At 72.3% G+C, this 18306-nt stretch carries 19 protein-coding genes; 4 read left to right on the top strand and 15 right to left on the bottom strand.

The genetic code is table 11. The features are described 5' to 3' along the window. Window positions 1-17 precede the first annotated feature (17 nt). Genes ABZK10_RS11905 through ABZK10_RS11895 form a run of 3 tightly spaced genes read left to right on the top strand, consistent with a single transcriptional unit; the run spans window position 18 to window position 2684 of the window. Window positions 18-785 carry an electron transfer flavoprotein subunit beta/FixA family protein gene (locus ABZK10_RS11905; RefSeq protein WP_353809411.1) on the top strand — a complete coding sequence of 256 codons (768 nt, stop codon included), beginning with the start codon at window positions 18-20 and terminating at the stop codon, window positions 783-785. 13 nt (window positions 786-798) lie between these two features. After that, entirely contained in the window at window positions 799-1761 is a 963-nt protein-coding gene (locus ABZK10_RS11900; RefSeq protein ID WP_353809410.1) for an electron transfer flavoprotein subunit alpha/FixB family protein, read from the top strand. After that, complete coding sequence (locus tag ABZK10_RS11895) at window positions 1758-2684, top strand: cytochrome b/b6 domain-containing protein (protein ID WP_353809408.1); 927 nt, start codon at window positions 1758-1760, stop codon at window positions 2682-2684. The genes ABZK10_RS11900 and ABZK10_RS11895 overlap by 4 nt, the downstream gene beginning before the upstream one ends. A gap of 28 nt (window positions 2685-2712) precedes the next feature. On the opposite strand, the gene ABZK10_RS11890 is transcribed toward ABZK10_RS11895, so the two are convergent. After that, window positions 2713-4227, bottom strand: coding sequence for a nucleobase:cation symporter-2 family protein (locus ABZK10_RS11890; protein WP_353809407.1), 1515 nt, complete (start codon window positions 4225-4227; stop codon window positions 2713-2715). Window positions 4228-4353: 126 nt separating this feature from the next. Between ABZK10_RS11890 and pcp the strand changes: the two genes are divergently transcribed. Beyond that, window positions 4354-4992, top strand: a complete 639-nt coding sequence (pcp, locus tag ABZK10_RS11885) for a pyroglutamyl-peptidase I (protein ID WP_353809406.1) — start codon at window positions 4354-4356, stop codon at window positions 4990-4992. Between the two features lie 16 nt (window positions 4993-5008). Here pcp and ispG read toward each other — a convergent pair whose 3' ends face one another. The 14 genes from ispG to ABZK10_RS11815 all read right to left on the bottom strand — a co-directional run bounded on the left by ispG (window position 5009) and on the right by ABZK10_RS11815 (window position 18253). Then, window positions 5009-6139: a flavodoxin-dependent (E)-4-hydroxy-3-methylbut-2-enyl-diphosphate synthase gene (gene ispG / locus ABZK10_RS11880; protein ID WP_353809665.1), complete on the bottom strand. Its 1131-nt coding sequence runs from the start codon at window positions 6137-6139 to the stop codon at window positions 5009-5011. 87 nt (window positions 6140-6226) lie between these two features. Then, window positions 6227-6928 carry a hypothetical protein gene (locus ABZK10_RS11875; RefSeq protein ID WP_353809405.1) on the bottom strand — a complete coding sequence of 234 codons (702 nt, stop codon included), beginning with the start codon at window positions 6926-6928 and terminating at the stop codon, window positions 6227-6229. Window positions 6929-7090: 162 nt separating this feature from the next. Continuing rightward, window positions 7091-8146 (bottom strand): alpha/beta fold hydrolase, encoded by a 1056-nt coding sequence (locus tag ABZK10_RS11870; RefSeq protein WP_353809404.1) that lies wholly within the window; start codon window positions 8144-8146, stop codon window positions 7091-7093. 86 nt (window positions 8147-8232) lie between these two features. Next, entirely contained in the window at window positions 8233-8874 is a 642-nt protein-coding gene (locus ABZK10_RS11865) for a CoA transferase subunit B (RefSeq protein WP_353809403.1), read from the bottom strand. A gap of 1 nt (window position 8875) precedes the next feature. After that, on the bottom strand, window positions 8876-9667 hold the full coding sequence (locus ABZK10_RS11860; protein ID WP_353809402.1) for a CoA transferase subunit A: 792 nt from the start codon (window positions 9665-9667) through the stop codon (window positions 8876-8878). After that, complete coding sequence (locus ABZK10_RS11855; RefSeq protein ID WP_353809401.1) at window positions 9664-10566, bottom strand: alpha/beta fold hydrolase; 903 nt, start codon at window positions 10564-10566, stop codon at window positions 9664-9666. Before ABZK10_RS11855 ends, ABZK10_RS11860 begins: the two co-directional genes overlap by 4 nt. Continuing rightward, window positions 10563-11309, bottom strand: a complete 747-nt coding sequence (locus tag ABZK10_RS11850) for a 3-hydroxybutyrate dehydrogenase (RefSeq protein ID WP_436408516.1) — start codon at window positions 11307-11309, stop codon at window positions 10563-10565. Before ABZK10_RS11850 ends, ABZK10_RS11855 begins: the two co-directional genes overlap by 4 nt. Continuing rightward, window positions 11306-11998 carry a TetR/AcrR family transcriptional regulator gene (locus tag ABZK10_RS11845; RefSeq protein WP_353809400.1) on the bottom strand — a complete coding sequence of 231 codons (693 nt, stop codon included), beginning with the start codon at window positions 11996-11998 and terminating at the stop codon, window positions 11306-11308. Before ABZK10_RS11845 ends, ABZK10_RS11850 begins: the two co-directional genes overlap by 4 nt. Beyond that, window positions 11995-13542: a class I adenylate-forming enzyme family protein gene (locus ABZK10_RS11840; protein ID WP_353809399.1), complete on the bottom strand. Its 1548-nt coding sequence runs from the start codon at window positions 13540-13542 to the stop codon at window positions 11995-11997. The genes ABZK10_RS11845 and ABZK10_RS11840 overlap by 4 nt, the downstream gene beginning before the upstream one ends. Continuing rightward, window positions 13535-14632 carry a branched-chain amino acid ABC transporter permease gene (locus ABZK10_RS11835; protein WP_353809398.1) on the bottom strand — a complete coding sequence of 366 codons (1098 nt, stop codon included), beginning with the start codon at window positions 14630-14632 and terminating at the stop codon, window positions 13535-13537. The genes ABZK10_RS11840 and ABZK10_RS11835 overlap by 8 nt, the downstream gene beginning before the upstream one ends. Then, window positions 14629-15507: a branched-chain amino acid ABC transporter permease gene (locus ABZK10_RS11830; protein WP_353809397.1), complete on the bottom strand. Its 879-nt coding sequence runs from the start codon at window positions 15505-15507 to the stop codon at window positions 14629-14631. Before ABZK10_RS11830 ends, ABZK10_RS11835 begins: the two co-directional genes overlap by 4 nt. Continuing rightward, window positions 15504-16295: an ABC transporter ATP-binding protein gene (locus ABZK10_RS11825; protein ID WP_353809396.1), complete on the bottom strand. Its 792-nt coding sequence runs from the start codon at window positions 16293-16295 to the stop codon at window positions 15504-15506. The genes ABZK10_RS11830 and ABZK10_RS11825 overlap by 4 nt, the downstream gene beginning before the upstream one ends. Continuing rightward, window positions 16292-17047 (bottom strand): ABC transporter ATP-binding protein, encoded by a 756-nt coding sequence (locus ABZK10_RS11820; RefSeq protein WP_281881952.1) that lies wholly within the window; start codon window positions 17045-17047, stop codon window positions 16292-16294. Before ABZK10_RS11820 ends, ABZK10_RS11825 begins: the two co-directional genes overlap by 4 nt. 9 nt (window positions 17048-17056) lie before the next feature. Then, entirely contained in the window at window positions 17057-18253 is a 1197-nt protein-coding gene (locus ABZK10_RS11815) for a substrate-binding domain-containing protein (RefSeq protein WP_353809395.1), read from the bottom strand. Window positions 18254-18306 lie beyond the last annotated feature (53 nt).

The following is an 18306-nucleotide window of genomic DNA, read 5'->3' as shown; positions in this document are numbered from 1 at the left end:
ACGTGCGAGGAGGATCGATGAGGATCGCCGTGTTGCGGAAGCAGGTGCCCGACACCTGGGGTGAACGACGCATGGACCCCACGACGGGGCGCGCGGATCGCGCCGCGTCCGACGCGGTGCCCGACGAGATCGACGACCGTGCGCTCGAGGCGGCACTGCAGCTGCGCGAGGCCCTCGGCGATGCCGAGATCGTGCTCCTGGCCATGGGGCCGGAGACGGTCGAGCCGGCACTGCGCTCGGGACTCGCACTCGGCGCCGACCGCGCCGTGCACGTCGTCGACGACGCGCTCGCGGGTTCCGACCTGCTGCAGACCGGACGCGTGCTCGCCGCGGCGCTCGCACGCGAGCCCTACGACCTCGTGCTGACCGGCGTCGAGTCGACCGACGGCCGGGGCGGCATGCTCCCGGCCATGCTCGCCGAACGCGCCGGCATCCCCCTCGTGAGCGCCGCGGCTTCGCTCGAGGTCGCCGACGGCCTCCTCCGCGCCGACCGCGCGACCGAGTTCCAGTCGATGCGGGTCGAGGTGCCGCTCCCGGCGATCGTCTCGGTCACCGAACGGTTCCCGGAGGCCCGGATCGGATCGTTCCGCGGCATCCGGCAGGCCAAGAAGAAGCCGATCGACCGGCTCGGGCTCGCCGACCTCGGACTCGCCCCGGCCACCGCGGCCTCGGTCGTCGTGGGCGTCGCGCAGGCGCCCGAGCGCTCCGCCGGTGCCCGCATCGTCGACGACGGCTCCGCCGCCGAGGCGATCGCCGACTTCCTCGCCGAACGCAACCTGATCTAGAGGAGACGTGGACATGGACAGCGTGCTGGTACTCGCCGAGGTCGCCGCGGACGGCGCCGTGCGGAACACGATCGACCCGCTCGTCGGAGCCGCCTCGACGCTCGGCGATCCCGTCGCCGTGGCGGTCGTGCCGCCCGGCCGGGCCGACGCCGTCGCCGATCGGCTCCGCGCGGCGGGCGCACCGCGCGCGGTGATCGCCGAGATCGACGACGCGGGCATCGTGCTCGCCACGCCCCAGGTCGACCTGCTCGTCGCCGCGGTCGCGCTCGTCGAGCCCGTCGCGGTGATCGCCGGGCACACCGTCGAGGGACGCGAGGTCGCGGGCCGGCTCGCCGCGCGCACCGACTCCCCGGTCGCGGCAGACGCGATCGCGGTGGAGCGTGCCGAGGCGGGCGTCCGGGTCACCCACTCCGTGTTCGGCGGCAGCTGGATCGTGACGTCCGGCGCCGACGGCGGTCCGATCGTGGCGACGGTGCGCGTGGGCGCGACGGCGCCGGTCGGACCTGCCGACGCGATCGAGGTGGAGCAGGTCGCGCTCGACGCCCCCGCCGGCGTGCGCGCACTCGACGCGGCCGAGCTCGGCGGCTCGACCAGCCGTCCCGACCTGCGCGGCGCCGCGCGGGTCGTCTCCGGCGGCCGGGCGCTCGGCTCCCGCGAGCAGTTCGCGCTGGTCGGGCAGCTCGCGGACGCGCTCGGCGCCGCCGTCGGCGCCTCCCGTGCCGCCGTCGACTCCGGCTACGCGCCGCAGGAGCTCCAGGTCGGGCAGACCGGCACCACGGTCGCGCCCGACCTCTACCTCGCGCTCGGCATCTCCGGAGCCATCCAGCACCTCGCGGGGATGCGCACGTCGAAGACGATCGTCGCGATCGACCGCGACCCCGACGCCCCGATCTTCGAGATCGCCGACCTCGGCGTGGTCGGCGACCTGTTCCAGGTCGTGCCGAAGCTCATCGACGCGGTCGAGGCCCGACGATGAGCACGGCCACGCGCACCCCGGCGGCCAGTCGTCGGAAGGTGCTGGGCTGGGCCGTGCCGGCGGCGATCGTGGCGGTGGTCGCGGTGGTCCTGCTGGCGCGCTGGCTGCGCACGCTCGCCGGCGTGGAGGACTTCATCGCCGCGTACCCGGGCAGCGTGCCGCCCCCGCCCGGAACGCCCGAGGGGTTCCCCGCGTGGCTGTCCTGGCAGCACTTCCTGAACGCGTTCTTCGTGCTGCTGATCGTGCGCACGGGGTGGCGTGTGCGCACCGTCACCCGGCCCGAGGCCCACTGGACCCGTGACAACACCGGCCGGTTCCGCACCACGCGCGCCCCGAAGCGGATCAGCTTCGACCTGTGGCTGCACCTCACCCTCGACGCGCTGTGGGTGCTGAACGGCATCGTGTTCGTCGTGCTGTTGTTCGCGACCGGGCACTGGGCGCGCATCGTGCCGACCTCGTGGGAGGTCGTGCCGAACGCGCTGTCGGTGCTGCTGCAGTACCTCTCGCTCGACTGGCCCACCGAGGACGGCTGGGTGGTCTACAACAGCCTGCAGCTGCTCGCGTACTTCGCGATCGTGTTCGTCGCGGCGCCGCTCGCGCTCGTCACCGGCCTGCGGATGTCGCCTGCGTGGCCGGTCGACGCCCCGCGGCTGAACCGCGCGTACCCGATCGAGCTGGCGCGCGCCATCCACTTCCCGACGATGCTCTTCTTCGTCGCGTTCGTCGTGGCGCACGTCGGCCTGGTGCTGGCGACCGGCGCCCTGCGCAACCTCAACCACATGTACGCCGGGTCCGACGAGGTGAACTGGATCGGCGCGGCCGTCTTCGCGGGCTCCGTGGTCGTGATGGTCGCCGGGTGGGTGCTCGCCCGGCCGATGTACCTGCGCGGGCTGGCGCAGCTCACCGGGAAGGTCACCCGCTAGCCGGTCGCGCCCGCCCGGGTGCGTCCGCCTACCGTTCGGGCTCCGGCTCGGGTTCCGCGTCCTCCGCGTCGATGGGCTCGACGACCGTCTCGGTGACGCGCTCCGCGTCGCCCCGGGGCAGGCGCACCGTCGCGATGAGGCCGGTGCCCGTGGCATCCGGATGCGTGAGCACCGCCGCCGCGGGCCCCCGCACCGCGTCGTGGGCGCTCAGCGCGGGCTCGTCGGCGCGTGCCGCGCGCATCTGCTCGCCGTTCAGCAGCAGGTTCAGCAGGATGGCGCAGATCGCGCCCGCCGAGATGCCCGAGTCGAAGATGAGCTGGAACCAGTCGGGGAACTCGTCGTAGATGCCGGGCGCCACGGTCGGCAGCAGCGCCACGCCGACCGAGATCGCCACGACGAGCACGTTCGAGTTGTTGAAGCTCACCTTCGACAGCGACCGCACGCCCGATGCAGCGACCATGCCGAACAGCGCGATGCCCGCGCCGCCGAGCACGGCGGTGGGCACGCCCTCGACGATCGCCCCGACCTTCGGGATCAGTCCGAGCAGCACGAGGATGCCGCCCGCGACCGTCACCACGTACCGCGACTTCACCCGGGTGAGGCTGACGAGCCCCACGTTCTGCGCGAACGCCGTGTACGGGAAGGTGTTGAAGATGCCGCCGAGCAGGGTCGAGAGCCCGTCGGCGCGGAGGCCGTCGGCGAGCTGGCGCTTCTGCACCGGCCGATCGACGATCTCGCCGATCGCGATCATGTCGCCCGTGGTCTCGGTCATGATGACGAGGCCGACGATGAGCATGGAGATGATCGCCGCGGGCGGGAAGGTCGGGAGCCCGAAGTGGAACGGGGTGATGAACGCGAACCACGCGGCATCCCCCACCCCGGTCCAGTCGACCAGCCCGAACGGGATCGCGACCAGCGTGCCGACCACGAGGCCGAGCAGCACCGAGACGCGCGCGAGGGCGGGCGGTGCGAACCGCTCGATGAGCACGATCAGCGCGAGCGTGCCGAACGCGAACGCCACGTCGATCGGACGGGCCGACTCCTGGTTGTGCGTGATCCAGCCCGCCGCGACGCGCATGAGCGACAGGCCGATGATGAGGATGACCGTGCCGGTGACGATCGGCGGGAAGAAGCGCAGCAGGCTCGAGAACACCGGGGCGAGCAGCACCATGAACAGCCCGCACGCGATGGTCGCGCCGAAGACGGCCGTGATGTCGTAGGTGAGGCCGATCGAGATCATCGGACCGACGGCGGCGAACGTGACGCCCTGGATCATCGGCAGCCGCACGCCGAACCGCCAGAACCCGATGGTCTGGATGAGCGTGGCGATGCCCGCGACGAACAGGTCCGCGCTGATCAGGAACGCGAGGTCCTCGGGCGCGTAGTCGAGCGCGCCGCCGACGATGAGCGGCACGGCGACCGCGCCCGCGTACATCGCCAGCACGTGCTGCAGCCCGAGCGGGAAGAGCCGCGCGAGCGCCGGCACCTGGTCGACCGGATGCTTCTCGGGCCTCGCCTTCGCGCTGGTGGACCGGTTCGACATGGCACTCCCCTCCCCGGGGGCGACCGCCCCTCTGGCTCGAACCTAGAAGCGGACCGTTACCCCCGTGTTACCCGCGTGGGGCGATCTCGTGATTCCCGGAACCCGCCGCGCCTAGGCTGGGATGCCGTGACCACCGTGCTCCTCACCGGCTTCGAGCCCTTCGGCGGCGACGCCGTCAACCCCTCGGGCGACGCGGTGCGCGCCGTCGCCGCGAGCTGGGACGCTCCCGAACGACTCGTCACGGCCGTGCTGCCGGTCTCGTTCGCCGCCGCGGCCGCCGAGCTCGAGCGCCTCGTCGACGCGCACTCCCCCGACGTCGTCATCGCGGCGGGGCTCGCCGGCGGACGCGACGGCATCACGCCCGAGCGCATCGCGGTGAACCTGGCCGACGCCCGCATCCCCGACAACGACGGCGACCGGCCGCTGGACGCGCCGGTCGTGGCAGGCGGGCCGGACGCGCGCTTCACGGGCCTGCCGGTGAAGGCCATCGTCGCCGAGCTGTCCGCCCGCGGCATCCGCTCGTCGCTGTCCACCACCGCCGGCACGTACGTGTGCAACGCGGTGTTCTACGCGGGCACCGAGCTCGCCGCCCGGCGCCCCGGCATGCGCGCGGGTTTCATCCACGTGCCGTACGCGTCAGAGAGCGCGCCCGACGGCGCGCCGTCGCTGCCGGCGGTGACCATCGCAGAGGCGCTCGCGATCGCGTGCCGCGTCGCGCTCGACACCCCGGCCGACCTCGCGCTCGCGGGCGGCTCGCTGCACTGAGCCTGCCGCGGGCCGGTCAGCTCGTGACGACCTGCGGGCTGCCGACCGGGGCATCCGCCCCCATCTCGTCGGCGATGCGGTTCGCCTCGGCGATGAGCGTCTCCACGATCTCGGCCTCGGGCACGGTCTTGATGACCTCGCCCTTGACGAAGATCTGGCCCTTGCCATTGCCGGATGCCACGCCGAGGTCGGCCTCGCGCGCCTCGCCGGGTCCGTTCACGACGCAGCCCATGACCGCGACGCGCAGCGGCACGCTCATGCCCTCGAGGCCCGCGGTGACGTCGTCGGCCAGCTTGTAGACGTCGACCTGGGCGCGCCCGCACGACGGGCAGGAGACGATCTCGAGCTTGCGCTCGCGCAGGTTCAGCGACTGCAGGATCTGCAGGCCGACCTTGACCTCCTCCGCCGGCGGCGCCGACAGGGAGACGCGGATGGTGTCGCCGATGCCCTCGGCGAGCAGGATGCCGAACGCGGTCGCCGACTTGATCGTGCCCTGGAAGGCGGGGCCGGCCTCGGTGACGCCGAGGTGCAGCGGCCAGTCGCCGCGCTCGGCGAGCATGCGGTACGCCTTCACCATGACGATGGGGTCGTTGTGCTTGACCGAGATCTTGAAGTCGTGGAAGTCGTGCTCCTCGAAGAGGCTCGCCTCCCAGACGGCCGACTCGACGAGCGCCTCGGGCGTCGCCTTGCCGTACTTCTGCAGCAGGCGCGGGTCGAGCGAGCCCGCGTTCACGCCGATGCGCAGCGAGACGCCGGCCTCCTTGGCGCGCTTGGCGATCTCGCCGACGCGGTCGTCGAACTTGCGGATGTTGCCCGGGTTCACGCGCACCGCGGCGCAGCCCGCGTCGATCGCGGCGAACACGTAGTTCGGCTGGAAGTGGATGTCGGCGATGACCGGGATCTGGCTCTTCTTCGCGATGATCGGCAGTGCCTCGGCGTCGTCGCGGCTCGGCACGGCCACGCGCACGATCTCGCAGCCCGACGCGGTGAGCTCGGCGATCTGCTGGAGCGTCGCGTTGATGTTCGGCGTCGGCGTGGTCGTCATCGACTGCACGCTCACCGGCGCGTCTCCGCCGACGAGCACCTTGCCGACCTTGATCTGGCGCGACTTGCGTCGCGGGGCGAGGGTTTCGGGGACCTTCGGCATTCCGAGATTCACTGCAGGCACGTCTGCCAGTCTACGTGCGGGTCGGATGCCCCGGGGCGGCGCGTGGGCATCCGCGCGCGTCGGGGGCTATCCGCACGTGCCCGCGACGACCGGCGCGCGGAGCACGGTCACGATCCCGTGCTCGTCCGTCTCGGCCCGCAGCTCCCAGTCCTCGACCGCCGAGCCCTCGTCGAGCCGCACCTGCCCGTCGCAGTCGTACGCGGTCGCGTGGCGATCGGCGTCCACGGGATCGCCGACCGAGATCCGCTCGGGACCGACCAGGCGGATGTCACCGACCAAGTCGCTCGAGAACGCTGCACCCCACGTCGGCGCGTCCGCACCGGCGTCCGCTGGCGCGATCGTCATGCCGCCCCAGGAATACGACCCGCCGTCGGCCCGCTCGATCGCCTCGACGTCCACGCCCTGCTGCATCAGGAAGCCGCGGATGCCGGCCGCAGCCCCGTCGACCGCCGCCGCGAACGCCACCGTCGAGACGCCGTTCCCGGGCACGCGGAACTCGAGACGATCGGCACGCAGCACGATCATCACGCCTGCCGCCGCAGCGTCCGTGGCATCGTCGCCGTCATCGGAGCCGCCGCCCTCGTCACCGGATGCCGACGAGTCGCTCGGGTCCTCGGCGCCCGCGTCGGCCGGACCGGACGCGCCCTGCCCGGCACCGGACGACGGGGCGCCCGTCTCACCGGGTTCGGCCGTGCACCCCGTTCCGAGCAGCAGCACGGCGATGATCAGGGTCGCGGCGACGATGCCGCGTGGTGAGGATCGGCGCACGCTTCATCATGTCCCGGCGGCACGCGCCGAACCCGGATGTCCACAACCTCCGCGCACCCGGATGCGGAGATCGTCGGCGAAACGCCGTGCAGGCGCGCGCGCCGGCGGCGTGTCGGGGCGGCGGTCCGCATCCGTGAACGCGGATCGGCGCCCGCCGAGGCGTCAGCCGCCGAGCTGGTCGAGCAGCGCGCCGAGGAACACGTCGGGGTGCTCGAGGTGCGGTGAGTGGCCGCAGTCGGGCACCTCGACCTCGCGGGCCGTGCCGCCGTTGTCGACGTAGCGGCCGAGCACGGCGCGCGTCTGCGAGACCATGGGCTGCGGCGGCGCGGCATCCGCCCCCGGCCAGCCGGGGATGACACCGAGCGCACCGAGGTTGTTCAGGTCGAACAAGGAGGTATCCGAGACGATCACGTCGTCGGCGCCGTGGATCCAGAGGATCGGCGGCTTGGTCGCCAGGTCGGCGATGCCGGAGGCGTCGAACACGGTCGGCGCCATGGTGTTCAGCACGCCGCTCGTGCCCGGCGCGAATCCGGGCCAGTTCTCCGACGTGGTCGCGTCACCCGGGTAGTTGCCCACGCCGGTCTTGGTGGTGAGCATCGACTCGACCCAGATCGCGTCGTACTCGCTCGTGAATCCCGGCTTGACGTACGTGCCCAGGTACACCGAGAGCGGCGAGGTCGCCGCATCCGACGACCGGTCGCCGTCGGCGAGCCGCTGCACGAACTCCGGGTTGGCCCCGCCGCCACCGGCACCGGCCGCATCGGGGGTCACGAGCGCGCCGGAGGCATCCGTCGCACCGAAGCCGTAGGGCGACACGGGGTCGACCAGGGTGACGGATGCCACGGAGACGGCCGGGTGCTCGAGCAGGAACTGCATGACGACGCCGCCTCCCATGCTCCAGCCCACCAGGTGCACGTCGGCGAGCCCCAGGGCCTCGATGACGGATGCCACGTCGTCGGCGTAGTCGCCGAGGCCGCGCGTGGCGTCGACGGGCAGCGTCTCCGACTCGCCGAAGCCGCGCAGGTCGACCGCGAGCGCCCGCACGTCGTCGGGCAGCGCCAGCATGGTCGGCTGCCAGAACAGCGACGACGAGACGTTGCCGTGCACGAACAGCACCGTGCGCGCCGCATCGGGCGACGGCCGTTCCAGGACGCGTGCGGTCAGGCGCGGGGTGGTGACGTCGTGGGCGGTGATGCCGTGCAGCAGGGTGTCGGTCACGGTTGACTCCTCGTCGAGTGGTGCGGTGGAACGAAACGGAACGGTGGATCGGTGGTGCGTCGACGTCGGGGTCGTCGTGCGGCGGATCAGGCGGGAATGGCGACCTTCAGCGGCGGCTCGGTCGCGGCGACGACCTCGTCGACCGTGACGCCGGGCGCCACCTCGACGAGCACGAGCCCGTCGGGGGTGACGTCGATCACGGCGAGGTCGGTGATGATGCGGTCGACCACGCCGATGCCGGTGAGCGGCAGCGAGCACTCGTCCACGATCTTCGCCGAGCCGTCCTTGGCGACGTGCTCCATGAGCACGATGACCTGCTTGGCGCCGTGCACGAGGTCCATCGCGCCGCCGGGGCCCTTGACCATCTTGCCGGGGATCATCCAGTTGGCCAGGTCGCCCGTCGCGGAGACCTGCATGGCGCCGAGGATGGCGGCGTCGATCTTGCCGCCGCGGATCATGCCGAAGCTCATCGCCGAGTCGAAGTACGCCGAGCCGGGCAGCACCGTCACGGTCTCCTTGCCGGCGTTGATGAGGTCGGGGTCGACCTGGTCCTCGGTGGGGTACGGGCCCACGCCGAGGATGCCGTTCTCCGACTGGAGCACGACCGTGACGCCCTCGGGCACGTAGTTCGGCACGAGCGTCGGCAGGCCGATGCCGAGGTTCACGTAGGCGCCGTCGGGCAGTTCCCTCGCCGCGCGGGCGGCCATCTCCAGGCGGGTGAGTGCCATGTCAGTGCTCCTCTGCGGTCTGGTCGGTCGGGCGCACGGTGCGCTTCTCGATGCGCTTCTCGACGTCGGTGCCGACCACCACGAGGCGGTCGACGTAGATGCCGGGCAGGTGCACGGCATCGGGGTCGAGCTCGCCCGGCTCGACGAGCTCCTCGACCTCGGCGACGCAGACGGCACCCGCCATCGCGGCCAGCGGCGAGAAGTTGCGCGCCGACTTGTCGAAGACGAGGTTGCCGTGCCGGTCGCCGCGCAGCGCGTGCACGAGCGCGAAGTCGGTCGTGATCGCGGTCTCGAGCACGAACTCGCGGTCTGCCCCGCGGTACTCGAAGACCTGCTTCGGCTTCGCCTCGCTCGCGATCGCGATCGACCCGTCCGCCGCGTACCGCTGCGGCAGGCCGCCCTCGGAGACCTGCGTGCCGACCCCGGTCTGGGTGTAGAACGCGGCGATGCCGCTGCCGCCCGCGCGCAGCTTCTCGGCGAGCGTGCCCTGCGGGGTGAGCTCCAGTTCGAGCTCGCCGGACAGGTACTGGCGGGCGAACTCCTTGTTCTCCCCCACGTACGACGAGGTCATCTTGCGGATGAGCCCTTCGGCCAGCAGCACGCCGAGGCCCCAGTCATCGACGCCGCAGTTGTTCGACACCACCGACAGCTCGCCGACGCGCCGCTCGAGCAGCGCGTCGATCAGCACCATCGGGATGCCGCAGAGCCCGAACCCGCCCACGGCGAGGCTCGCGCCAGAGGGGATGTCGGCCACGGCCTCCGCCGCGGAACCGACCACCTTGTCGAGTGTCATGCGTTCTCCTTCGTTCGCGCCTGGTCGAGCCGGTCGGCGATGACCGGTGCGACCTGTCGGGCACCGTGCTCGCCCATGATGATCGTGTAGTGGTTGACGTCGTCGGCCTCGAGGAAGGTCGCGTCGTGCAGCTGGCCGCGCCAGGCGTCGACCGTCTCGGGCGCGTAGAGCGCGTCGGGCTGGTCGAACAGGCCGCGCGGGGCGCGCACGAACGTGATCGGCACGGTGAGGGCCATCAGTGCCGCCGCGTAGTCGTCGGTGCCGTCGAGCTGCAGCGCGTTCTCGGCGATCGCCTCGGGGTTCGCCGACGCGCGCAGCTCGGGGGCCTCGCCCACCAGGTCGTAGTCGACGTAGGTCTCGATCTCGTCGCACCAGTACGGCCCGATGCCCGGGTGCCTCCGCCAGAAGTCGCGGTACGCCTCGACCGACTCGAAGGTCATCGACAGCCGCTCCAGCGCGGGTCCGAGCGTCGCCGCCGCGGCCTCCTCGGGCGTCATGCCCGCGGGCGGCGGGATCGGCAGGCCGCCGTCGACGAGCACGAGCGACGCCACGCGCTCGGGGTGCAGCTCGGCGAACCGCACGGCGACGAACGCGCCCATCGAGTGGCCCACGACCACCGCGCGCTCGATGCCTGCGGCGTCGAGCACCGCGGCCATGTCGTCGGCGTGCACGCGCAGCCCGAACGGACCGGGCAGGCCGTTGCTGCCCGCGCGTCCGCGCAGGTCGGGCGCGACCACGCGCACGCCATCGAGCAGGTCGGCCACGAACGGCCAGGCGAGGTGGCTCGAGGTGATGCCGTGGATCGCGAGCACCGGCGTGCCCGTGGCATCCGACCGCCACTCGCCGTAGGTCAGCTCGCCGCCCGCGACGGGCGCGGTGCGCAGCTCGGGGGCGCTCATCGCGCGCTCCATCCGCCGTCCATGGTGTAGCTCGCGCCCGTGACCATGCCCGAGTCGGGGCCGGCGAGCCAGCACACCAGCGACGCGACCTCCTCGGGCTCGACGAGGCGCTTCACGGCCGACTCGGTGAGCATGATCTTCGGCACGACCTCCTCCTCGGGGATGCCGTGCACGCGCGCCTGGTCGGCGATCTGCTTCTCGACGAGCGGCGTGCGCACGTAGGCCGGGTCGACGCAATTGCTCGTGACGCCGTGCGGGCCGCCCTCGAGCGCGGTCACCTTCGAGAAGCCCTCGAGGCCGTGCTTGGCCGAGACGTAGGCCGACTTGAAGGCGGATGCCCGGAGGCCGTGCACGCTCGAGAGGTTGATGATGCGGCCGAACCCGCGCTCGTACATGCCGGGCAGGGCGGCGCGCACCAGCAGGTAGGGCGCCTCGAGCATGAGCCGCAGGATGAGCGCGAACTTCTCCGGCGGGAACTCCTGGATCGGAGCCACGTGCTGGATGCCCGCGTTGTTCACGAGGATGTCGATGTCGAGCACCGTCTCGGCGAGCGCCGCGGTGTCGGACAGGTCGACCTGCCACGCGGTGCCGCCGATCTCGTCAGCGAGTGCGGTCGCGGCGTCGCCGTTCAGGTCGGCGACGGTCACGGAGGCGCCGCGGTCGGCGAAGGCGCGGGCGCACGCGGCGCCGATGCCGCTGGCGCCGCCGGTGACGAGCGCGCGTCGTCCGGTCAGGTCGGTCACGATTCCTCCTTCTGCGGTGCGGCCGCCGGGCGGCCCTGCTCCTGGTGTGCGGCCACTGGGCGGCCCAGCGCGCCTCCGATGAAGCGCATCATCTCGTCGAGCACGTGCTCGGGCACGGCCGAGGTGCCGGAGGCGGTCGGGTCGGCATCGCCGCCGGGACCGCCGCCGTTGCTGCCCCAGAGCACCCAGCGCATGCCGATCATCTCGCCGATGCCCATGAGGGCCCACGCGGCGACGGTGGTGTCGATGTCGCCGATCTCGCCGGCGCCGTGCGCCTGGTCGAGCCCCTCGATGTAGCCCTCGACGATGCGCGTGTAGTGCAGGCGCAGCGCGTCGGGCGAGACGAGCTCGGCCTCGCGCACCACGCGGTACAGGGCCGGGTGCTCCGCGGTGAAGCGGAAGAACGCGGCGAAGCCCTCGCGCTCGGCCGAGATGCGGTCGGGGGCGCTCGCGGCGCCCTCGGCCATCGCGTGCCGCACGCGTCGGTTCAGGTCCTCCACCAGTTCGTTGAACAGGTCGAGCTTGGAGTCGAAGTACAGGTAGAACGTGCCCTGGCCGACCCCCGCACGGTCGGTGATGCGGGAGACGGATGCCTCCGTGTAGCCGAGCTCGGCGAAGACGTCCTCCGCGGCCTGCAGGATGCGGCGGCGGGTCTCGGCACCGCGTGCGGTGCGCGGCTGCGCGCTCATCGCGCCGTCTCGCGTTCCGCGCGGGCGCGCTCGGCGAGCACGTGCCGCAGCACCTTGCCGCTCATCGAGCGCGGGATCTCGTCGATGAAGCGGATGTCGCGGGGCACCTTGAAGCCCGCGAGCACGCCGCGCGCGTGGGCGACGAGCTCCGTGGCATCCGTCACCGCGCCCCGGCGCATGACCACCCAGGCCTGGCCCGTCTCGCCCCAGCGCGAATCGGGCACGCCCACGACCGCGACGTCCTCGACCGCGGGGTGCGAGCGCAGTGCGTCCTCGACCTCGGCCGGCGCGACCTGCTCGCCGCCGGAGATGAACACGTCCTTGATGCGGTCGACGATCGTGAAGTAGCCCTCGTCGTCGCGATGCACGAGGTCGCCGGTGTGCAGCCACCCGCCGCGCAGGGCGAACGCCGTCTCCTCGGGGGCCCGGAAGTAGCCGCCGAACACGGCCGGTCCGCGCACCAGCAGCTCGCCCGAGGCATCCCCCTCGAGCTGCTCCCCCGTCACCGGGTCGGCGATCGCGACCTCGACGTGCGGGTACGGCTTGCCGGCCGAGCCGAGGTGGGTGCGGGCGTCCTCATCGGGCAGGCAGAGCACGTTCGGGGCGGCCTCGGTGAGCCCGTACCCCTGCGAGAGCGCGACGCCGCGCGCGTGCCAGGTGCGCAGCAGCGCGGGCGGCATCGGCGCTCCGCCGACGATCGCGTGCGAGAGGCTCGACAGGTCGGCCTCGGCGAAGCCCGGATGCTGTGCCAGGAACAGGTAGTTCGCCGGCACGCCCATCATGGTCGTGATGCGGCGCTCGGCGATGAGGCGCAGCACCCGCCCCGGGTCGAAGGTGCGCTCGAGCACCACGGTCGCGCCCACCCACCAGGCCAGCAGCGGCTGGATGTTCCAGCCGCCGACGTGGAACTGCGGCATGACCGCGAGCACCGTGTCGTGCGTCGTGATCTCGGCGATGCGCGACAGCGCGAGGTTCGTCCAGAAGCAGTTCGCGTGCGTGAGCACCGCGCCCTTCGCGTTGCCCGTCGTGCCCGAGGTGAAGATGATCAGGAGGGCGTCGTCGTCGGCGACGGGGCGGCGTTCGGGCGCCTCGCGCCGCTCCCCGCTCGGCGCGGGCAGGTCGGCCTCGATGCCGTGGGCGCCGGGCGCGGCGTCGGCGATGCGGGCCGGGAGGCGGTCGCGCGCCGCACGGGCCAGCGTGGCGAACTCCTCCTCGACCACGAGCAGCGCCGGGTCGGACGCCTCGAGCTGCTCGGCGAGCTCGCGCGGCGTGAGCCGCCACGACAACGGCACCAGCACGAGCCCCGCCTTCGCGCAGGCGAAGAACAGCACGACCTGGTCGGCGCTGTTGCCCGTGACCGTCGCGATGCGGTCGCCCACGCCGTAGCCGGCGTCGAGCAGCCGCTCGGCGAGTCCGGCCGCGCGCTCGTCGAGCTGCCGGTACGTGATCGCCACGCCCCGGTCGTCGACGGCCACGCGGTCGGGCGTCGCGATCGCGCGATCCCGGGTCCAGCGCCCCAGCGTGTGCAGCCCTGCGTCAGGCATCCACGGTCTCCTTCGACTCGAGCATCGTCGAGCGTCGGTGCGTGCGGAGTCGCTGCGGGATGCCCGCGATGCCGCCCGGCAGGAACATGACGACGAGTATGAAGAGCGTACCGAGGATGAACAGCGGCTCCGACAGCGGCACCCGCAGCACGGCGGGCAGCGCGTCGATGGCCTCCGAGCCGGCCAGCACGGTGAGGCGCTGGTCGAGCAGCGTGTAGATCAGCCCGCCGATGATCGCGCCCCAGCGGTAGCCCACGCCGCCCAGCACCACGATGACGAGCAGCGTCAGCGTGAAGTCGGCGGTGGCGACGCGGGGCGCCGCGCCCGACTGGAGCAGCAGGTAGCCCATGCCCGCGACCGCGGCGAGCGCGCCGGCGACCGTGAACACCAGCAGCTTCACCGGGTACGGGCGCACGCCGAGCACGCGCACGCGCAGCTCGTTCTCGCGGCCCGCTGCCGCGACGTGGCCGGCGCGGGAGCGCTCGACCCAGAGCACGACGAGGTACACGAAGACCAGCACGCCGAGCGCGAACCAGTACAGGTTGCGCGTGTTCATCACGCCGATGAAGCCCTCGGGCACGTGCGTGATGTCGAGCGCGAGGCCCTCCTCGCCACCGGTGGCGCCGCCCGGGTTGCGGCGGATGAGCACCGACCCGGCCTGCGCGAACGCGAGCGTGACCATGGCGAACGAGATGCCGCCCACGCGCAGCGCGAGCGAGCCGACGGTGAGCGAGAGCACGATGCCGAACACCAGCGTGATGAGGATCGCGCCGACGAACACCACCTCGCTCGGCAGCTCCGACGGGGCGAACCACTCGAGCACGACGCCCAGCCCGTAGGCGCCGGCGGCGAAGAACAGCGCGTGGCCGAACGAGAGCATGCCGGCCAGGCCGAACAGCAGCCGGTAGCTGAGCGCGAGCGCCGCGATGAGCATGGCGTACGCGAGCAGCTGGAGCGTGCCCGGCGTGTAGGTGGGCCCGGGGAAGACCCCGGGGATCTCGATGGCGAGCAGCGGCAGGATGGCCGCGAGCACGATGATCGCGGCGGAGCCGCCGATCCAGGCGATGCGGCGACGGTTCGTGGTGGTCATGCTGCTGCCTTCCCCATGAGTCCGCTCGGGCGGATGAGCAGTACCGCTGCGAGCGCGAGCACGACCGCGAGGTCGCCCGTGCCGCCGAGGTAGAAGTTGGCGAACTGCTGGAGCACCGCCACGAGCACCGACGCGATCGCCGCTCCCGCGAGGGAGCCGAGCCCGCCGATGACGGTCACGATGAAGGCGAAGATGAGCAGCGAGCTGCCCAGGTGCGCCGACACGTACCCGTAGTAGACCGACGCGAGCACGCCGCCGAGGCCGGCGGCCGCGCCGCCGATCGCGAACACGAGCGTGAAGCTGCGCCGCACGTCGATGCCGAGCGCGGTGACCATGTGCCGGTTCTCGACGCCGGCGCGGATGATGAGGCCGTACCGGGTGCCGCGCAGGAAGAGCACGATGCCGAGCAGCACGAGCACCGCGATGCCGATGAGCAGGAAGCGGTCGTTCGGGATGCGTGCGCCGAGCACCTCGGTGGTCTCGGTGAGCCACGCGGGCTTCGCCGTGTAGATCGGGTCGGTGCCCCAGATGCCCTCCATGAGGGCGACGCCCGCGAGGGCGAGACCCACCGTGACGAGCACCTGCTCGATGTGCCGCTCGTAGAGCCTGCGGATCAGCAGGTACTCGGTGAGCGCGGCGACGATCGCGCCGACCACCGCACCGACGAGCATCGAGAGCAGCAGGCCGCCCCAGCTGCCGTCGGAGACGCGCCGGCCGACCTCCCAGCCGAGGAACGCGCCGATCGTGAGGAACACGCCGTGCGCGAAGTTCAGCACGTGCATGAGGCCGTAGATCAGCGAGAGGCCGGATGCGACCAGGAAGTAGAGCGCTCCGAGGCCGAGCCCCGTGATGAGCAGCAGGATGACGGTGCTCATGCGCGACCCTCCTCGGTCTCGGTGTTGGTGGTGACGGTGTCGGATGCCTCGGGCGCGGGCGCGTCCGCAGCGGCATCCGCTTCGGCGTGGTCGCCGTGCACGCCCAGCAGGCGGTGCACCAGGTCGTCGTCGTCGAGGAACTCGGCGGCGGGGCCCGTGTGCACGACCCGTCCGCCGCTCAGCACGACGACGTCGGTCGCGAGCTGGCGCACCACGTGCAGGTTCTGCTCGACGAGCAGGATCGGCACGCTGTCGGCGACGGCCTCGAGCGCCTCGGCCACCTCGCCGACGATCTTCGGGGCGAGTCCCTTGGTGGGCTCGTCGACGAGCAGCACGCGGTTGTCGTTGAGCAGCGCCCGGGCGAGCGAGACCATCTGCTGCTGGCCGCCCGAGAGCGTGCCGGCGCGCTGCGCCTTGCGCTGCACGAGGTCGGGGAACAGCCGCTCGACGAGCTCGCGCCGGGGCTCGGCGTCGCGCTCGGCGAGGCGGAGGTTCTCCGCGACGGTGAGGCCCGCGAAGACCTCGCGGTCCTCGGGCACGTAGCCGACGCCGCGCTGCACGATGCGGTGCGTGGGCATGCGGTCGACGCGGTCGCCCGCGAGGCGCACGTCGCCTGTGCGGTCGATCAGGCCGAGGATGGCCTTGATCGTGCTCGTCTTGCCGACGCCGTTGCGCCCGAGGAGGGCGGTGACGCCGGTGGACGGCACGGTGAAGCCGACGTCCTCGACCACCTGCTGGCCCGCGATGCGGGCGTTGAGGCCCGAGACGGCCAGGATCGGCTCGCTCATACGGTCTCTCCCAGGTAGGCGGACTGGACGGTGGGGTCGGCCATGACGGCCTCGGGGGTGTCGCAGGCGAGCAGCTCGCCGTGGTGCATGACCGCGACCCGGTCGACGAGGCCGAGCACGACCTCCATGTGGTGCTCGACCATGAGCACCGTGCGCCCGCCCTTGTGGAGCCGGCGGATGACCTCGGACAGCGCGGGCACGTCGCCCGAGCCGACTCCGGCCATGGGTTCGTCGAGGAGGATCAGCTTCGGCTCGGTCGCGATGAGCATCGCGATCTCGAGCTTGCGCTTCTCGCCGTGCGCGAGGCCGGAGGCCTCGGCATCGGCGCGGTGGCCCAGGTCGACCTCCTCGAGGGCCTCGCGCGCCCGGCGGGTGGCCGCGTCGGAGTCCCGCGGTACGCGGAACACCGACGCGGCCCGGCCCTCGCGGGCCTGCGCCGCCAGGCGCACGTTCTCGAGCACGCTGAGTGCTCCGAACACGCTGGACGTCTGGAACGTCCGGCCGAGCCCGAGTGCTGCGCGGCGGTGGATGGGTTCCTTCGTGACGTCCTGTCCGTCGAGCTCGACCGTTCCGGCGGTCGGCGCGAGCAGGCCGGAGACCACGTTGAAGAGCGTGGTCTTGCCGGCACCGTTCGGGCCGATGACGCCGAGCATCTCGCCGTGGGTGACGTCGAGCGTCACCTCGTGCAGGATGCGGGCACCGCCGATGGTCAGGCCGACCCCGTTCAGGGACAGCATCGCGTGTTCGCTCATGTTGCGTGACTAGCCGGCGACCGGAGGCGCGACGGTCTCGGCGTCGACGGACTCGATCAGCTCGGGGACCCACGACCCGCCGTCGTCGACCAGGCGCACCTGGTACATCGGCTGGATGACCGCGTGGTCCTCGGCGCGCACGGTGACCTCGCCCTTGACGGAGTCGAAGCTCGCGCCCTCGAGGGCGGCGATCATGTCGTCGACGTCGTCACCGGCGCGGACCGCCTCGACGATCATCTGCGCGGCGAGGAAGCCGTCGGGCGAGAACAGGTCGCCGACGAGCCCCTCGGCCTCGAGGTACTCGAGCATCGCGGCCTCCGCCTCGCTGCCGCTGGCACCCGCGAAGTAGTGGTTCAGGAAGCTGATGTCGCCCGACGCGTCGCCGTAGGCGCCGTAGGTCGCGACATCGCCGAGGCCGGTGACGACCGGGGCCACGTCGAAGACGCCCTGCTGCTGCAGCGCGGTCCACATGGCGCCCGAGCTCGCGCCCGCCCATGCGACGAAGATCAGGTCGGGGTCGGCGTCGACGAGCTGCTGCGCGAACGGGGTGAACTCGGTCGCGTCCTCGGCGACGAGCACGCCCTCGACGTCGGCGCCCTGGCCGCCCAGCACCGCCTCCACGCCGGCGAGGTTGCCCTGGCCGAACGCGGTGTCCTGCGCGAACACGACGACGCTCTTGCCCGCCGCGTCGCCGATGAAGGTACCGGCGGTCGCGACGTCCTGGTAGGTCTGGCGGCCCGAGCGGAACGTGTACTCGTTGATGCCGGTGATGGCGTCGGCGGCCGCCGGGCCCGAGATGTAGAGCACCTGGTTCTGCGAGGCCTGCTCGGCGAGCGCGCCGGCGATGCCCGACGAGACGGTGCCCGCGAGGATCGTGGTGCCCTGGCCGATGAGGTCCTTGGCCTGGGAGACGGCCGTGTCGGGGTTGCCCTGGTCGTCCGACCAGGTGATGTCGAGCTCTCGGCCGTCGACGGTTCCGGTGCCGTCGGTCGCGTAGTCGAGGCCTGCCTCGAAGCCGGCCGTGTACGCCTCGCCGTAGGCGGCGAGCGGTCCCGTCTGGGACGTGATCATGCCGATGCTGACCGGGGCGAGCTCCTCGCCGGTCGTGTCGTCTCCGCCGTCGGCGGCGGTCGGCGCACAGCCGACCAGGGCGAACGCCGACGCGGCGAGAACGCCGGCGGCAAGGTACTTCTTCGTAACCCGCATTGGTATGCCTCTCAAGGAAGGTGTGACTGCAGTGTCGGTTGAAACCTGACAGG

The sequence above is a fragment of the Agromyces sp. SYSU T00194 genome (genome assembly GCF_040496035.1).
Taxonomy (GTDB): Bacteria; Actinomycetota; Actinomycetes; order Actinomycetales; family Microbacteriaceae; genus Agromyces; species Agromyces chitinivorans.
This window is presented reverse-complemented; position numbering and strand designations above follow the sequence as displayed.

What these genes read in the sequence shown, in the direction of transcription:
- ABZK10_RS11905 (WP_353809411.1), top strand. Translation starts at nt 18, where the DNA reads ATGAGGATCGCCGTGTTGCGGAAGCAGGTGCCCGACACCTGGGGTGAA.
- ABZK10_RS11835 (WP_353809398.1), bottom strand. Translation starts at nt 14,632, where the DNA reads ATGACCACCACGAACCGTCGCCGCATCGCCTGGATCGGCGGCTCCGCC.
- ABZK10_RS11895 (WP_353809408.1), top strand. Translation starts at nt 1,758, where the DNA reads ATGAGCACGGCCACGCGCACCCCGGCGGCCAGTCGTCGGAAGGTGCTG.
- ABZK10_RS11900 (WP_353809410.1), top strand. Translation starts at nt 799, where the DNA reads ATGGACAGCGTGCTGGTACTCGCCGAGGTCGCCGCGGACGGCGCCGTG.
- ABZK10_RS11815 (WP_353809395.1), bottom strand. Translation starts at nt 18,253, where the DNA reads ATGCGGGTTACGAAGAAGTACCTTGCCGCCGGCGTTCTCGCCGCGTCG.
- ABZK10_RS11865 (WP_353809403.1), bottom strand. Translation starts at nt 8,874, where the DNA reads ATGGCACTCACCCGCCTGGAGATGGCCGCCCGCGCGGCGAGGGAACTG.
- ABZK10_RS11825 (WP_353809396.1), bottom strand. Translation starts at nt 16,295, where the DNA reads ATGAGCGAGCCGATCCTGGCCGTCTCGGGCCTCAACGCCCGCATCGCG.
- ABZK10_RS11860 (WP_353809402.1), bottom strand. Translation starts at nt 9,667, where the DNA reads ATGACACTCGACAAGGTGGTCGGTTCCGCGGCGGAGGCCGTGGCCGAC.
- ABZK10_RS11840 (WP_353809399.1), bottom strand. Translation starts at nt 13,542, where the DNA reads ATGCCTGACGCAGGGCTGCACACGCTGGGGCGCTGGACCCGGGATCGC.
- ispG (WP_353809665.1), bottom strand. Translation starts at nt 6,139, where the DNA reads ATGCCGAAGGTCCCCGAAACCCTCGCCCCGCGACGCAAGTCGCGCCAG.
- ABZK10_RS11820 (WP_281881952.1), bottom strand. Translation starts at nt 17,047, where the DNA reads ATGAGCGAACACGCGATGCTGTCCCTGAACGGGGTCGGCCTGACCATC.
- ABZK10_RS11845 (WP_353809400.1), bottom strand. Translation starts at nt 11,998, where the DNA reads ATGAGCGCGCAGCCGCGCACCGCACGCGGTGCCGAGACCCGCCGCCGC.
- ABZK10_RS11890 (WP_353809407.1), bottom strand. Translation starts at nt 4,227, where the DNA reads ATGTCGAACCGGTCCACCAGCGCGAAGGCGAGGCCCGAGAAGCATCCG.
- ABZK10_RS11855 (WP_353809401.1), bottom strand. Translation starts at nt 10,566, where the DNA reads ATGAGCGCCCCCGAGCTGCGCACCGCGCCCGTCGCGGGCGGCGAGCTG.
- ABZK10_RS11830 (WP_353809397.1), bottom strand. Translation starts at nt 15,507, where the DNA reads ATGAGCACCGTCATCCTGCTGCTCATCACGGGGCTCGGCCTCGGAGCG.